The organism is Microbacterium sp. CIAB417, assembly GCF_022788845.1.
Genome location: NZ_JAHZUT010000001.1, coordinates 1,004,519 through 1,017,097 on the forward strand (window position 1 = coordinate 1,004,519; position 12,579 = coordinate 1,017,097).

Below are 12,579 nucleotides of genomic sequence, written 5' to 3' on the forward strand. Positions count from 1 at the left end.
TCAGGCCTCCTCGTCGAAAGAGCGGAGGTAGGCCGCGTACGCGTCCCGCTCGCGCTCGATTCCGGTGTGCGGCTCGGCGTACACGCCGTCGAACACCGCCAACGGCTTCCGCGTCACCAGGCCGATGCAGGCCGCGCGCATGGCGCGCGCCGCCTGATCGGCGTCGGAGCGGGCCGCGTCGATCTGCGCCTCGTCCAGCTCTCCGCGAGCCATGAGGAAGGCCTCCAGCCGGGCGATCGGATCCCGTGTCCGCCAGGCCTCGAGCTCGGCCGGGTCGCGGTAGCGCGTCGGATCGTCGGCCGTGGTGTGCGGCCCCATGCGATAGGTGACGGCCTCGATGAAGACGGGTCCCTTGCCACTGCGCGCGTGGTCGAGGGCCCAGCGCATCGCCGCGAGGCACGCCAGGACGTCGTTGCCGTCGACGCGCATGCTGGGGATGCCGAAGGCCGGGGCGCGGCCCGCGATCGGATACCTCGACTGCACCGCGACCGGCTCGGAGATCGCCCAGTGGTTGTTCTGGCAGACGAACACCACCGGGGCCGCGTATGAGGACGCGAAGACCATCGCCTCGCTGACGTCGCCCTGGCTGGTCGCTCCGTCGCCGAAGTACGCGACCGACACCTCGTCGGTCCCGTCGCGCTGGATCCCCATGGCGTAGCCGACCGCGTGCAGGCTCTGAGCGCCGATGATGATCTGCATGGGCGCGCAGCGCAGGCGATCGGGGTCGTAGGCCGCGCCCTCCTCGCCGCGCCATGTGCGCACGAAGTCGGCCGGCTCCGCGCCGCGCGCATAGATGACGCCGGTCTCCCGGTAGCTCGGGAACACGAAATCCTGCGGAGCGAGAGAGCGGGCCGTGCCGATCTGCGCGGCCTCCTGCCCCTGGCACGGCGCCCACAGCCCGAGCTGGCCCTGGCGCTGCAGCGCGAAGCCCTCGGCGTCGATGCGGCGGAGCACGACCATGTCGCGGTGCAGGTCGCGCAGCTGCGCGGCATCCACATCGGCGACATGGCGGTCCAGTTCCGGATGCGGCAGGCGCGATCCGTCCGGCGCGATGAGGCGCCCGACGAGGTCGATGTCCTGAGGGGTGTCGGTGATCGGAGTGGTCTGCGGTGACATCTTCGTCCTCCTGTTCGCGCGGCTCCTCGTGAGAGCCCTGCTGCACGGCGCCGACATCGTCATCGGCTTCTTCGAGGCTACGTCCGATGATCACCTCGCTCAAGCATCTCGGCGGTCGTTGAGCATGTTGCCCAGATCCGCCCGGACGCACCCTGCTAGGGTTTGGCACTATGCCAACGCTGGACCGCATCGACCTCGAGTTGCTCACCTCCCTCGCCGAGGACCCGCGCGCCACCATCGTCGCCCTCGCCGAACGCCTCGGACTCTCCCGCAACACCATCCAGGCACGGATGGCGCGGCTGGAGCAGAGCGGCGTGCTCCTGTCGTACGAGCGGTCCTTCTCCCCCGAGGTGCTGGGCTTCCCGCTGCAGGCCTTCATCAGCATCGGACTGCGTCAGACCGAGCTGCCGCGCATCACCGGTGAGCTCGCGCGCATCCCCGAGATCCTGCAGGTGCACGGGCTGAGCGGCTCGATCGACCTGCTGGCACGTGTGGCGTGCCGCGATGCCCGGCATCTGTTCGACACCGATGCCCGCATCCTCGCCATCGACGGCGTCGAGCGCACCGAGACGTCGCTCGCGATGGGAGAGGTGATCCCCTATCGGGTCGCCGGCCTCATCGGGCTGGCACGACGGGAAGCCTGAGGAAGCGCCGGATCGCCCCGGCCGCCTCGGCCGGAGTCTCGTAGTGGATGAGGTGCCCGACGTCGGCGATCTCGACCAGCTCTGCACGAGGGAACAGCGTGGCCAGATGCCGTTCGTCCTCGATCGGGGTGATGTCGTCCTGCTGCGCCGCGACGAGCAGGGTCGGGACGTCGATGAGCGGCGCGAACGCGCGCACGTCGTGCGAGACGCTCGCGACGAAGGCATCCCGCAGCACGTCCCGATCCGCGAAGCGCGAGAAGTACGTGTCGTGCTGCTCATGGATGAACCGGCGCAGCTGAGGGTCGCGCGTCTTGGCCATCGTGATGCTCATGACGCGCACGATGAGCGGATTGCGCAGCAGCGCGGTGCCCAGCCGCTCGGGCAGTCTCGCCCCCAGCGCGTAGTAGAGCACGGCCAGTCGCGTCATCAGCCCTTTGGGCCCCTCCAGGGCGGGGGCGCCGATCGGGTTGACGAGGATCAGCCGCTCGGTCGCGAGGCCGCGGGCGACCGCCGCTGAAGCGACGATGGAGCCGAAGGAATGGCCGAGGATCACGGCTCCGGGCGCCACGGCTCCTGCGAAGGCCGTGAGCCAGTCCGCGTAGCGCTCGAGGTCGTGCTGTCCGCCCGGAAGGGGCGCCGTCTCCCCGAACCCCGGCAGGTCCGGGGCGAGCACCCGCAGGTCGGGGAGGTACGCCAGCACCGGTTCGAGCCCGTGGTGCTCGCCGCGGAAGCCGTGCACCACGATCACGGTGGGCCGGTCATCGGAGCCCTCCGTCTGCGCCCCGTACTCCCAGTACGCCGTGACGCCGCCGTCGACCTCGACCTCGAGACGTTCGACAGGCAGGTCCTTGAGGCGGTCGGCGTACGGCGATGGCATGCTCCGAGTCTACGGGCGCACAGCCGGCCGGAGAGTCGCCGCGACGATGTCCGAGCCTCGTCCTACCGTGTGGATCATGACCGACGCGACCGCGCTCCCCGACTGGCTCACCCGCATCGGCGTGTTCGACCTCGAGACCACCGGAGTGGACGTCTCCCGCGATCGGATCGTCACCGCCCACGTCGGCGTCCTCGACGCCCACGGCCGCCAGATCGCGGCCCGGTCGTGGATCGCGGATCCGGTCATCCCGGTGCCCGACGGCGCCGCCGCGATCCACGGTTTCACGACCGAGCGCGTGCGCCGCGAGGGGCGTCCGGCGGCCGACGTCGTCCGCGAGGTGACGGGCTCGCTGCGGGCCCTGCTCGATCAGGGCATGCCCGTCGTGGCGTACAACGCGTCCTACGACTTCTCGCTGCTGTTCCATGAATGCCTTCGGCACGGCATCGCACCGCTCGAGGATCCCTCTCCCGTGATCGATCCCCTCGTGATCGACAAGGCCGTCGATCGTTACCGCCGGGGAAAGCGGACTCTCGAGATCGTCGCGGAGCACTACGCCGTCCCGCTGGACGGCGCGCACGAGGCCTCCGCCGACGCGATCGCCGCCGGGCGGGTCGCTCAGGAACTCGGGCGCCGCTTCGAGCTGCCGGTGTCGGCGACCGAGCTGCACACCCGTCAGATCGGCTGGGCGCGCACGCAGGCCGAGAGTCTCACCGAGTACTTCATCCGCATCGGGCGCATCGATCCCGACGACAGCATCGACGGGGCCTGGCCCATCCGCGACGGCGCTGAGTCCGCCGGATAGCGGCGCCGAGGCCGGCCCGCGGGCCTAGACTCGGGGCATGAGCGACGTCCTGGGCTGGACGACCATCGCCGTCGTGGTCGGCATGATCCCCGTCCTGCTGTTCACCGGATTGCGGCACGTCTTCTCGCGGCGCCCGATCGAGGAGAAGTACTCGGGATTCTCCGCCGGCGGGCTCGTCGGCGTCTTCGATGCCGTGTGGTCGCCGTCGGCCCATGAGGCGAGCCAGGAGCGCGACCGGCAGCAGCGCGCCTCGGTCCCGGCGCCGACGCCCGACAAGGGTCCAGGAGTCATGGGTGCCGAGGGGCGCATCGTCATCGAGGTCGACGAGCACTGAGCACCCGACGACGAAGGTCCCGGCTCCGTCGCGGAGCCGGGACCTTCTCGTGCGAGATGCTTACTTGCTGCCGCCGAAGCCCTTGAAGCGCTGGTTGAACTTCTCGACGCGACCGGCCGAGTCCATGATGCGCTGCTTGCCCGTGTAGAACGGGTGCGAGGCCGAGGAGATCTCGACGTCGATGACGGGGTACTCCACGCCGTCCAGCTCGATGGTCTTGTCGCTGGTGACGGTGGAGCGGGTGAGGAACGTCTCACCCGAGCCGAGGTCGCGGAACACGACGGCCTGGTAGTCGGGGTGAATGTCAGTCTTCATGGGATTCCTTACGTTTGCCCTGGATTCTGCCAGGAGCGAGGGAAGTCTGCGGTGCCGAATGCACCAAAGAGCGATTCTAGCAGATCAGGCGGCGCGGGCCGCATAGCGGCCGCTGTCCGTCGTGAGCGCGATCGGCAGGCCGAACGTCTCGGTGAGCGACTCCGCGGTGAGCGCCTCGGCGATCGGGCCCTGGGCGACGACACCGCCGTCACGCAGCAGCAGCACGTGCGTGAATCCGACCGGGATCTCCTCGACGTGGTGGGTGACCATGACCATGGCGGGCGTCGTCGGAGAGGACGCGTAGCCGCTGAGGAGGGCGAGCAGCTCTTCGCGGGAGCCGAGGTCGAGCGAGGCGGTGGGCTCGTCCAGAAGCAGCAGTTCGGGGTCGGTCATGACCGCGCGGGCGATCTGCACGCGCTTCTGCTCGCCGTCGCTGAGCGAGCCGAACAGCCGGTCCGCCAGGTGATCGAGCTTCCAGTCCCCCAGCACGCGCAGGGCGCGGCGCTCGTCGATGTTCTCGTACTCCTCGTTCCAGCGCCCCATCACCGAGTACGCCGCCGTGAGCACCGCGTTGACCACGGTCTCGTCCCGAGGGATGCGCTTGGCCATCGCCGAGGACGCGAAGCCGATCCGCGGTCGCACCTCGAACAGGTCCGTCCGGCCGAGGGCCTCCCCCAGCACCGTCACCGAGCCCGACGTGGGGTGCAGCAGCGTGTCGGCCAGCTGCAGCAGGGTGGTCTTCCCCGCACCGTTCGGGCCGAGGACGGCCCAGCGTTCGTCATCCGCGACCCGCCAGGTCACATGATCGACGATGTTGCGCCCGTCACGGCGCACGACGACATCGGTGAGGTCCAGGGCACTCGGCATGCCCTCAGCCTATCGGCTCAGCCGACGAGCTCCCGGTAGAGCGCCCGCGTGGTGTCCGCGATCGATGTCCAGCTGAACCGCGTCGCGGCGCGCTCGCGTCCGGCCGCGCCGAATGCCCGTGCGCGCTCCGGATCGGCGACGACCTCGGCGAGAACCGCGGCGAGATCAGCGACGTAGCGATCGGGGTCCACCGGGGTCCCCGTGCCGTCCTGCACCTGCTCGATGGGCACCAGACGACCCGTCACGCCGTCCTCGACGACCTCGGGGATGCCGCCCGTCGCCGTACCCACCACCGCGGCTCCGCAGGCCATCGCCTCGAGGTTCACGATGCCGAGGGGCTCGTACACCGAGGGGCACACGAAGGCGGTGGCCGCCGTGAGGATCGCAGAGAGCTCGGGCCTCGGCAGCATCCGCTCGATCCAGATGACGCCTTCGCGCGTGCGCTGCAGTCGCCGGACGCCCTCCTGGACCTCGGTCATGATCTCCGGCGTGTCCGGTGCCCCGGCGCACAGGACGATCTGCACCTCGGGCGGGAGCTCGGCGGCGGCGCGCAGCAGGTACGGCAGGCCCTTCTGCCGCGTGATCCGCCCGACGAAGACGATGGAGGGCTGCGCAGGGTCGAGGCCGATGTCGGCCAGGAACGCCGCGTCGTCGACGGGGTGCCACTGCGCGACGTCGATTCCGTTGTGGATCACTCGGACGCGCGCGGGGTCGACCTGGGGATAGCTGCGCAGGATGTCCTCGCGCATGCCGGCGCTGACTGCGATGATCGCTGCGGCGTTCTCGTAGGCGAGGCGCTCGATCCCGCTGGAGACCGCGTAGCCGCCGCCGAGCTGCTCGGCCTTCCAGGGGCGAAGCGGCTCGAGGCTGTGCGCGGTGAGGACGTGCGGGATGCCGTGCAGCTGGGCGGCGAGGTGCCCGGCGAAGTTCGCGTACCAGGTGTGCGAGTGGACGAGGTCGGCGCCGGCGATGTCGCCGACCATCACGAGATCGGTGCCGAGCGTCTGCAGCGCAGGGTTCGCCGAGGCCAGTTCGGCGGGCGTCCGGTACGAGCTCACCCCGGGTGCGGATCGTTCGGCGCCGAACGCGCGCACCCGCACGTCGATGCCCTGACGGAGCGCGGAGACGAGCTCCGTCACGTGCACGCCGGCGCCGCCGTAGATCTCCGGCGGGTATTCCTTCGTGATCATGTCGACGCGCATGTCTGAACGCTAGTACAGCGGGGTGTCGGCCATCTATGGTGGAGCCATGGCGGCACCGCGGAAGGTCTTCGGCATCATCCTCGCCGGCGGCGAGGGGAAGCGGCTCATGCCGCTCACGGCGGATCGGGCCAAACCGGCGGTGCCCTTCGGGGGCCAGTACCGGCTCATCGACTTCGCCATCTCGAACCTGATCAATTCCGGCCTGCGACAGGTCGTCGTGCTCACCCAGTACAAGTCGCACAGCCTCGACCGGCACATCTCGCAGATCTGGCGGATGTCCGCCCTGCTGGACTCGTACGTCACGTCCGTCCCCGCGCAGCAGCGCCTCGGGAAGCGCTGGTTCTCCGGCTCCGCCGACGCGATCCTGCAGAGCCTGAACCTCATCAACGACGAGAAGCCGGACATCGTCGTCGTCATCGGCGCCGACCACGTCTACCGGATGGACTTCCGTCAGATGCTCGAGGCGCACATCGCCTCCGGCGCCAAGGCGACGGTCGCCGGGATCCGCCAGCCGCTCGCGCTCGCGAACCAGTTCGGCGTGATCGATGCCGACCCGGACGGCTCCGGTCTGATCCGGGACTTCCTGGAGAAGCCCGTGGACGCCGTGGGACTCGCGGATTCCCCGCACGAGGTGCTGGTGTCGATGGGCAATTACATCTTCGATGCCGACGCGCTCATCGCAGCGGTCGAGGCCGACGGCGAGCTTCCGACATCGGGCCACGACATGGGCGGCGACATCATCCCCTACTTCGTCGAGCGCGGCGAGGCGGGCTATTACGACATGAAGCAGAACGACGTCCCCGGATCGTCTCCGCGTGATCGCGCGTACTGGCGCGACGTCGGGACGATCGACTCGTTCTTCGATGCGCACATGGACCTCATCGCCACGCTCCCGGTGTTCAACCTCTACAACACGCTGTGGCCGATCCGGTCGCAGAGCGTCAACGCCCCGCCGGCCAAGTTCGTGCGGGACGCCGTGGGCCGGATCGGCAACGCGATCGATTCGATCGTGTCCCTCGGCTCGGTGCTGTCGGGAACGCATCTGGAACGCAGCGTGGTCGGACCCGGCACGCTGGCGGGCGGCGGATCGACGATCACGGATTCGGTGCTGTTCGATCAGGTCCGGGTCGGTCAAGGCGCTCGCGTGCATCGCGCCGTCCTCGACAAGAACGTGTTCCTCGAGGACGGAGCGACCGTCGGGGTGGATCGCGAACGCGACCTCGAGCGCGGCTTCACCGTCACCGAATCCGGGATCACGATCGTCGGCAAGGGCGTGCGGATCGATCGCTGACGGCGTCCGTCCCGCGGCAGGATGGCCCTCGGCGGTGCCCTAGGCTTTCACGCGTGATCCCTGCGCGCTTCCTCGTCGTCCTCGATGCCGATTCCACGCTGATCCAGGACGAGGTGATCGAGCTCCTCGCGGACGAGGCCGGACGACGCGCCGAGGTGCAGGCCGCGACCGAGGCCGCGATGCGCGGCGAGGTCGACTTCGCTGCCAGCCTGCGCTCGCGGGTCGAGGAGCTCAGGGGCGTGCCGACGGATGCCTTCGCCCGCGTGCGCGCGCGGATCCGTCCCACCCCCGGCGTCCGCGAGCTCACTGCCGCCGTGCACGAGCGCGGGGGTGTCGTCGGCGTGGTGTCCGGGGGCTTCCACGAGATCCTCGACCACGTCGCGCCCGGACTCGGCGTCGACCGCTGGCGGGCGAACCGCCTCGAGGTCGCCGAGGACGCGCTCACCGGAAGGGTGGACGGCGACATCGTCGATGCCGCCGTGAAGGCCGCGTCCCTTCAGGAATGGGCTGCCGAGCTCGGAGTCGCCCGCGCGGCGACCATCGCGATCGGCGACGGCGCGAACGACCTGCGCATGATGTCCGTCGCCGGCCTCGGACTCGCGTTCAACGCCAAGCCGGCTGTGCGCGAGCAGGCGAACGTGGTCATCGGGGCGGCCGACCTGCGCCAGGTGATCCCTCTGCTGCCCTAGCCGTTCCGGCCTGGCGCGATGTCGGACGTCGCGCGTAGCGTCGTCTCATGGACATCATCCTGGTACCCGGACTGTGGTTGGACGCCTCCTCGTGGGACGACGTCGCCCCCGCGCTCACGGCCGCCGGCCATCGTGTGCACGCTTTGACCATGCCCGGCCTCGGCGCGCGGGCCGAGGAGTCGAAGGACATCGGGCTCGCCGACTGGGTGAGCGCCGTGGTCGAGCGCATCGACGAGCTCAACGGTCCCGTCGTCCTCGTGGGGCACTCCGGCGGCGGCAATGTCGTGTGGGGTGCGGCGGACGCCAGGCCCGACCACGTCGTCCGCGTCCTGTTCGTCGATTCCGCTCCGCCCGCCCCCGGGCACGCGATCTCGGAGTTCGACGTCGTCGACGGCGTCATCCCCTTCCCCGGGTGGGACTTCTTCCCGGACGAGGACGTGGCGGATCTCACCCCCGAGGTGCGCGCCCGGACCGCGCCGACGACCCGGAGCGTTCCCGAGCGCGTGCCGACGGACCCGATCTCGCTCACCGGCGGACGCCACCGGGTGCCGGTCACGATGCTGATGGGCGGCATGGATCAGCAGGCCTTCGAGGCCGAGGTCGCGAACTGGCCGCCGTTCGCCGACGAGTACCGCGCCATCGACGACGCGACCGTCGTCCGCATCGGTTCCGGTCACTGGCCGCAGTTCAGCGTGCCCGACCGGCTCGCGCAGCTGATCCTGGACGCCGTGGCCGAGACCTCCTGAACGGATCGCGCAGACGGAACGCGCCTCGGCGTCCCGCCGATGCGGGTCAGTGCCCCATGCCGAGACCGCCGTCGACCGGGATGACCGCGCCGGAGATGTAGGCGGCGTCGTCGCCGGCGAGCCACGTCACGACGCCCGCGACCTCGTCCGCGGTCGCGAAGCGACCGGCCGGGATGCTGGCCCGGTACTGCTTCTGAGTCTCCTCCGGGAGCTCGGCGGTCATGTCCGTCTCGATGAAACCCGGAGCGACCACGTTGGCGGTGATCCCGCGGCCGCCGAGCTCGCGCGTCAGGGAACGTGCGAAGCCGACAAGAGCGCTCTTGGAGGCCGCATAGTTGATCTGGCCCGCCGAGCCGTACAGCCCCACCACGCTGGAGATCAGGATGACGCGCCCGAAGCGCGCACGCAGCATGCCCTTCGACGCGCGCTTGACCACGCGGAACGAACCGCCGAGGTTCGTCGACACGACGCTGTCGAAGTCCTCCTCGGTCATGCGCAGCAGGAGGGTGTCCTTCGTGATGCCGGCGTTGGCGACCACGATCTCGACCGGGCCGAGGGCGTTCTCCACCTCGGTGAACGCGGCGTCCACAGCTGCCGCATCCGTCACGTCGGCCCGCACGGTGAGCGTGCCCTCGGGCCCTTCGCCGCTGCGCGCCGTCACGGCGACGCGATAGCCGTCGCGGACGAACCGCTCGGCGATGGCGCGGCCGATGCCGCGGTTGCCTCCGGTGACCAGGACGACGCGTCCTTCGCTCATGTGACACTCCAGCTCGTCGGAAATCGGGCCTGGCAATCCTATCGGGACGCATGACACGTCCCCGCGGTGCCGGGAGCCTGTCGATGACGTGTTTGACACGTTCCCGCGAGGCTGGGAGCCTGTCGGATGACGAAAGGGACTTCGTGAACGACCACAGCCTGCCGGGCGGCGACCCGAGCGCCGTGCCCCCGACCCCGCCTCCGGCCCCCGCCGCCCCGCAGGCACCGGTTCCGCCGTACGCCGCATCCGTGCAGCCGTCGACGCCGTCGTCCGCGCAGCCCGACGCGACGGCGCACGCGCAGCCCTACGGGCAGTCCGGGCCGGCCACGCCGTCCGGCGGACAACCGTACCCCGGACCGTCGTACCCAGGGCAGCCGAATGCCGGACCCCCGTACGCGCAGCCGTCGTCGGCTCAGCCATACGCCGTCCAGCCGTACGCCCAGCCGCCCTCCGGACACCCGCACGCCGTGCAGACCTACTCCCAGCCGGGTGCCATGCAGCCGTACGCCCAGCCCGCGGCTCCCGGCGTCGCATACCCCGCCGGCGGATACCCGACGGCACCCTACGTCCCGCGTCCGAACAGCGGCCTGGCGATCGCCTCGCTGATCTGCGGCATCGCGGGCCTCGTGCTCGCCGCGTTCCTCGTTCCTCTGATCGCCTCGGTCGTGGCGATCATCACCGGCCACATGGGCCTCAACCAGATCAAGCGGAACCCCGCTCTGGGCGGCAAGGGTCTCGCGATCACAGGTCTCGTCCTCGGATACATCGGCGTCGCCTTCCTGGTGCTCTTCGTGGGCATCATGCTCTTCTCCCTGCTGTTCGTCGGCGGCCTCGGTCTCCTTCCCCTGTTCTGGCTCTGAACACCCTGCCCCGTCGCATCCGGCGCATCCGGAACGCCCGGCGCGGCGTAGGCTTGATGCATCGTGAAACACACCCGTGACGCCGCATCCGTCACCTCGCTTCCGCAGTCGCCGAAGGCCGAGGCGGACTCGCGCACGCGCCGGTACCTGATCTCGATGTCGATCCGGATGGTGTGCTTCGCACTGGCCCTGTTCGTCACGCCCTACGGCTGGTACACGTGGGTGTTCGCGATCGCGGCCGGCGTGCTGCCCTACATCGCCGTCGTAGCAGCCAACGCGGGCAGCGACAGCACCGTGACGCGCGCGGAATCGCCCCAGCAGGCGCTGGAGGCACCCACAGGGAAGCCGTCCTCCGCGCCGGTCGAGCCGCCGGTGATCCGCATCTCCGAGAAGGGTCGGGACGCCGCCCCGTGACCGACCTGGAATGCTCCCGCGCCGGCTGCCGCTCCGCCGCGACCCACCGCATCGTCTGGCGCAACCCCCGCATCCACGCGGCGGACCGCGAGAAGATCTGGCTCGCGTGCGACGAGCACCTCGTCTTCCTGAGCGACTATCTGCGTGCTCGCGACTTCCCTGTCTCCGTGCGCGCGGGGGTGACCGGATGAGCAATCGGCACCTGCGGTGGGGCGCCTATGTCCTCGTCGCGATCGGCTTCGCCGTCGCGTGCGCCTTCCTGTCGCACTGGCAGTTCGACCGCAGCGAGAGCCGCAGCGCGCAGCTGGCGCTCATCGAGCAGAACCACGACGCGGATCCGGTTCCGCTCGCCGACCTCCTCGGGCCCGACGGCGTTCTCGATCCGCAGGACGAGTGGCGTCCCGTCGTGCTGACCGGCGAATACCTCGCCGACGAGCAGGTCCTGGTGCGCAACCGCCCCCATGGCGGCACGAGCGCGTTCGAGGTGCTGGTGCCGTTCCAGGACAGCGAAGGCCGCGTCTTCCTCGTCGATCGCGGCTGGGTGCCGCCGGGCGAGGGCGAATCGCCGGACGCCGTGCCCGCGGCGCCGTCCGGCGAGGTCGAGGTGGTGGTGCGCCTGCGGCCCACCGAGGAGCTGCCCGCCTCGGGGCGCAGCGCACCGGAGGGACAGGTCCCCACCATCCACGTGCCCACGGTCGCTGCGGCGCTGCCGCAGCACGACGTCGTGACCGGCGCGTACGGACAGCTCGTGAGCGAGGACCCGGCCCCCGACGAAGCCCTGGGCGGCTTCGACAGGCCCACCGCGGACCCCGGGATGAACCTCTCCTACGCGATCCAGTGGATCCTGTTCGCGATCATGGGGTTCGTCTTCATCGTCTACATCATCCGCACCGAGATCACGAAGCACCGCGAAGAGGTCGAGGGCCGTCCGTCCGCACCGAAGAAGGTCCGGCGCGATCGCGATGCGCAGGCCGAGGACGAGCTGCTCGACGCCGCGACCTGAATCCGGGATCTCTCCGACGTCCGGTCTCAGATCAGGGAGAGCAGCTCCTCGAGTGCGTCGACGCTGGTCGTCGGCGCGGGCAGATGCTGGTGCCCGCCGGCGAAGTGCACGAAACGGGCGCCCAGTCGCGTGGCGATCTCCTGATCGTGATTGGTGTCGCCGATCAGGAGGATCCGCTCCGGAGGGATCCCGGTGCTGTGCACCCACTCGGCGATGACCGCGTCCTTCGACGCCGCATAGGCGTCGCTGATGCCCCTCACCTCTTCGAACTGGCCGGCGCGAGGTCGTGCCGACGCATCTGCTCCGCCAGAACGTCGGACAGGGTGGCCGAGGCGAGCACCTGACGCACGCCCCTGCGGGCGAAGGCGTCGATCGTCGACCTCGCGTCGCTGTGGAGGAGCGCCGAAGAGATGCGCTCGGGAAGCAATGCCAGATACTCGTCCGCAGCCTCGGGGAACTCGTCGCCGTCGATGCCGACCGAGGCGTAGAAGTCCCGCACCGGGAACCGGAAGCGCGCCCGATAGTCCGACAGCGTGGGAATCGGTTCGCGACCGCGACCGACCAGGACGTCGTTCATGGTGCGATGGCAGATGGCCACGTCGTCGAGGAGTGTGCCGTTCCAGTCCCAGCAGATCGCCTCGATCTCGTCTTCCCTCATCCGT

The 12,579-nt window shown here is 70.1% G+C and carries 18 protein-coding genes; 10 read left to right on the forward strand and 8 right to left on the reverse strand.

The window, feature by feature from the left end:
• Complete coding sequence (gene pdhA / locus KYX17_RS04970) at nt 1–1,116, reverse strand: pyruvate dehydrogenase (acetyl-transferring) E1 component subunit alpha (RefSeq protein WP_243225768.1); 1,116 nt, start codon at nt 1,114–1,116, stop codon at nt 1–3.
• Between the two features lie 170 nt (nt 1,117–1,286).
• Here pdhA and KYX17_RS04975 point away from each other — a divergent pair, with 170 nt between their 5' ends.
• Nucleotides 1,287–1,760: an Lrp/AsnC family transcriptional regulator gene (locus tag KYX17_RS04975; protein ID WP_243225769.1), complete on the forward strand. Its 474-nt coding sequence runs from the start codon at nt 1,287–1,289 to the stop codon at nt 1,758–1,760.
• Here KYX17_RS04975 and KYX17_RS04980 read toward each other — a convergent pair.
• Complete coding sequence (locus tag KYX17_RS04980) at nt 1,732–2,637, reverse strand: alpha/beta fold hydrolase (protein WP_243225770.1); 906 nt, start codon at nt 2,635–2,637, stop codon at nt 1,732–1,734. The two genes, KYX17_RS04975 and KYX17_RS04980, sit on opposite strands and share 29 nt — an antisense overlap.
• A 76-nt stretch (nt 2,638–2,713) precedes the next feature.
• Between KYX17_RS04980 and KYX17_RS04985 the strand changes: the two genes are divergently transcribed.
• Entirely contained in the window at nt 2,714–3,439 is a 726-nt protein-coding gene (locus KYX17_RS04985; protein WP_243225771.1) for a 3'-5' exonuclease, read from the forward strand.
• 37 nt (nt 3,440–3,476) lie between these two features.
• Nucleotides 3,477–3,773 (forward strand): hypothetical protein, encoded by a 297-nt coding sequence (locus KYX17_RS04990; protein WP_243225772.1) that lies wholly within the window; start codon nt 3,477–3,479, stop codon nt 3,771–3,773.
• Nucleotides 3,774–3,833: 60 nt separating this feature from the next.
• Here the strand turns inward: KYX17_RS04990 and KYX17_RS04995 are convergent, their stop codons facing one another.
• From KYX17_RS04995 to glgA, 3 genes are all read right to left on the reverse strand, one after another.
• Nucleotides 3,834–4,088, reverse strand: coding sequence for a type B 50S ribosomal protein L31 (locus tag KYX17_RS04995; RefSeq protein WP_045258427.1), 255 nt, complete (start codon nt 4,086–4,088; stop codon nt 3,834–3,836).
• A gap of 84 nt (nt 4,089–4,172) precedes the next feature.
• The gene (locus tag KYX17_RS05000; RefSeq protein ID WP_243225773.1) at nt 4,173–4,955 is read right to left on the reverse strand and encodes an ABC transporter ATP-binding protein; all 783 of its coding nucleotides are present in this window, start codon (nt 4,953–4,955) and stop codon (nt 4,173–4,175) included.
• 17 nt (nt 4,956–4,972) lie between these two features.
• On the reverse strand, nt 4,973–6,157 hold the full coding sequence (gene glgA / locus KYX17_RS05005) for a glycogen synthase (protein ID WP_243225774.1): 1,185 nt from the start codon (nt 6,155–6,157) through the stop codon (nt 4,973–4,975).
• A 46-nt stretch (nt 6,158–6,203) separates the two neighbouring features.
• Between glgA and KYX17_RS05010 the strand changes: the two genes are divergently transcribed.
• The 3 genes from KYX17_RS05010 to KYX17_RS05020 are packed head-to-tail and all read left to right on the forward strand — an operon-like array spanning nt 6,204 to nt 8,883.
• Nucleotides 6,204–7,448 (forward strand): glucose-1-phosphate adenylyltransferase, encoded by a 1,245-nt coding sequence (locus KYX17_RS05010; RefSeq protein WP_243225775.1) that lies wholly within the window; start codon nt 6,204–6,206, stop codon nt 7,446–7,448.
• A 53-nt stretch (nt 7,449–7,501) separates the two neighbouring features.
• Complete coding sequence (gene serB, locus KYX17_RS05015) at nt 7,502–8,137, forward strand: phosphoserine phosphatase SerB (protein ID WP_243225777.1); 636 nt, start codon at nt 7,502–7,504, stop codon at nt 8,135–8,137.
• A gap of 47 nt (nt 8,138–8,184) precedes the next feature.
• Nucleotides 8,185–8,883: an alpha/beta fold hydrolase gene (locus tag KYX17_RS05020; RefSeq protein ID WP_243225778.1), complete on the forward strand. Its 699-nt coding sequence runs from the start codon at nt 8,185–8,187 to the stop codon at nt 8,881–8,883.
• A 46-nt stretch (nt 8,884–8,929) separates the two neighbouring features.
• Here KYX17_RS05020 and fabG read toward each other — a convergent pair whose 3' ends face one another.
• The gene (fabG, locus tag KYX17_RS05025) at nt 8,930–9,640 is read right to left on the reverse strand and encodes a 3-oxoacyl-ACP reductase FabG (protein ID WP_243225779.1); all 711 of its coding nucleotides are present in this window, start codon (nt 9,638–9,640) and stop codon (nt 8,930–8,932) included.
• 143 nt (nt 9,641–9,783) lie between these two features.
• Here fabG and KYX17_RS32215 point away from each other — a divergent pair, with 143 nt between their 5' ends.
• From KYX17_RS32215 to KYX17_RS05045, 4 genes are all read left to right on the forward strand, one after another.
• On the forward strand, nt 9,784–10,500 hold the full coding sequence (locus KYX17_RS32215; protein ID WP_243225780.1) for a DUF4190 domain-containing protein: 717 nt from the start codon (nt 9,784–9,786) through the stop codon (nt 10,498–10,500).
• Between the two features lie 63 nt (nt 10,501–10,563).
• Nucleotides 10,564–10,914 (forward strand): DUF3099 domain-containing protein, encoded by a 351-nt coding sequence (locus KYX17_RS05035; protein ID WP_243225781.1) that lies wholly within the window; start codon nt 10,564–10,566, stop codon nt 10,912–10,914.
• Nucleotides 10,911–11,105: a hypothetical protein gene (locus tag KYX17_RS05040; RefSeq protein WP_243225782.1), complete on the forward strand. Its 195-nt coding sequence runs from the start codon at nt 10,911–10,913 to the stop codon at nt 11,103–11,105. Before KYX17_RS05035 ends, KYX17_RS05040 begins: the two co-directional genes overlap by 4 nt.
• On the forward strand, nt 11,102–11,917 hold the full coding sequence (locus KYX17_RS05045; protein ID WP_243225783.1) for an SURF1 family protein: 816 nt from the start codon (nt 11,102–11,104) through the stop codon (nt 11,915–11,917). Before KYX17_RS05040 ends, KYX17_RS05045 begins: the two co-directional genes overlap by 4 nt.
• 26 nt (nt 11,918–11,943) lie before the next feature.
• Here KYX17_RS05045 and KYX17_RS31720 read toward each other — a convergent pair whose 3' ends face one another.
• On the reverse strand, nt 11,944–12,177 hold the full coding sequence (locus KYX17_RS31720; protein WP_243225784.1) for an HAD hydrolase-like protein: 234 nt from the start codon (nt 12,175–12,177) through the stop codon (nt 11,944–11,946).
• Nucleotides 12,174–12,575 carry an HAD family hydrolase gene (locus KYX17_RS05055; protein ID WP_243225785.1) on the reverse strand — a complete coding sequence of 134 codons (402 nt, stop codon included), beginning with the start codon at nt 12,573–12,575 and terminating at the stop codon, nt 12,174–12,176. The genes KYX17_RS31720 and KYX17_RS05055 overlap by 4 nt, the downstream gene beginning before the upstream one ends.
• Nucleotides 12,576–12,579: the final 4 nt, after the last annotated feature.

Bases quoted from the DNA above. Each gene is read 5' to 3' on its own strand.
- KYX17_RS05020 (WP_243225778.1), top strand. From the start codon at position 8,185: ATGGACATCATCCTGGTACCCGGACTGTGGTTGGACGCCTCCTCGTGG.
- glgA (WP_243225774.1), bottom strand. From the start codon at position 6,157: ATGCGCGTCGACATGATCACGAAGGAATACCCGCCGGAGATCTACGGC.
- fabG (WP_243225779.1), bottom strand. From the start codon at position 9,640: ATGAGCGAAGGACGCGTCGTCCTGGTCACCGGAGGCAACCGCGGCATC.
- KYX17_RS05055 (WP_243225785.1), bottom strand. From the start codon at position 12,575: ATGAGGGAAGACGAGATCGAGGCGATCTGCTGGGACTGGAACGGCACA.
- KYX17_RS04975 (WP_243225769.1), top strand. From the start codon at position 1,287: ATGCCAACGCTGGACCGCATCGACCTCGAGTTGCTCACCTCCCTCGCC.
- KYX17_RS04995 (WP_045258427.1), bottom strand. From the start codon at position 4,088: ATGAAGACTGACATTCACCCCGACTACCAGGCCGTCGTGTTCCGCGAC.
- KYX17_RS05045 (WP_243225783.1), top strand. From the start codon at position 11,102: ATGAGCAATCGGCACCTGCGGTGGGGCGCCTATGTCCTCGTCGCGATC.
- KYX17_RS04980 (WP_243225770.1), bottom strand. From the start codon at position 2,637: ATGCCATCGCCGTACGCCGACCGCCTCAAGGACCTGCCTGTCGAACGT.
- KYX17_RS04985 (WP_243225771.1), top strand. From the start codon at position 2,714: ATGACCGACGCGACCGCGCTCCCCGACTGGCTCACCCGCATCGGCGTG.
- KYX17_RS05000 (WP_243225773.1), bottom strand. From the start codon at position 4,955: ATGCCGAGTGCCCTGGACCTCACCGATGTCGTCGTGCGCCGTGACGGG.
- KYX17_RS04990 (WP_243225772.1), top strand. From the start codon at position 3,477: ATGAGCGACGTCCTGGGCTGGACGACCATCGCCGTCGTGGTCGGCATG.
- pdhA (WP_243225768.1), bottom strand. From the start codon at position 1,116: ATGTCACCGCAGACCACTCCGATCACCGACACCCCTCAGGACATCGAC.
- KYX17_RS05010 (WP_243225775.1), top strand. From the start codon at position 6,204: ATGGCGGCACCGCGGAAGGTCTTCGGCATCATCCTCGCCGGCGGCGAG.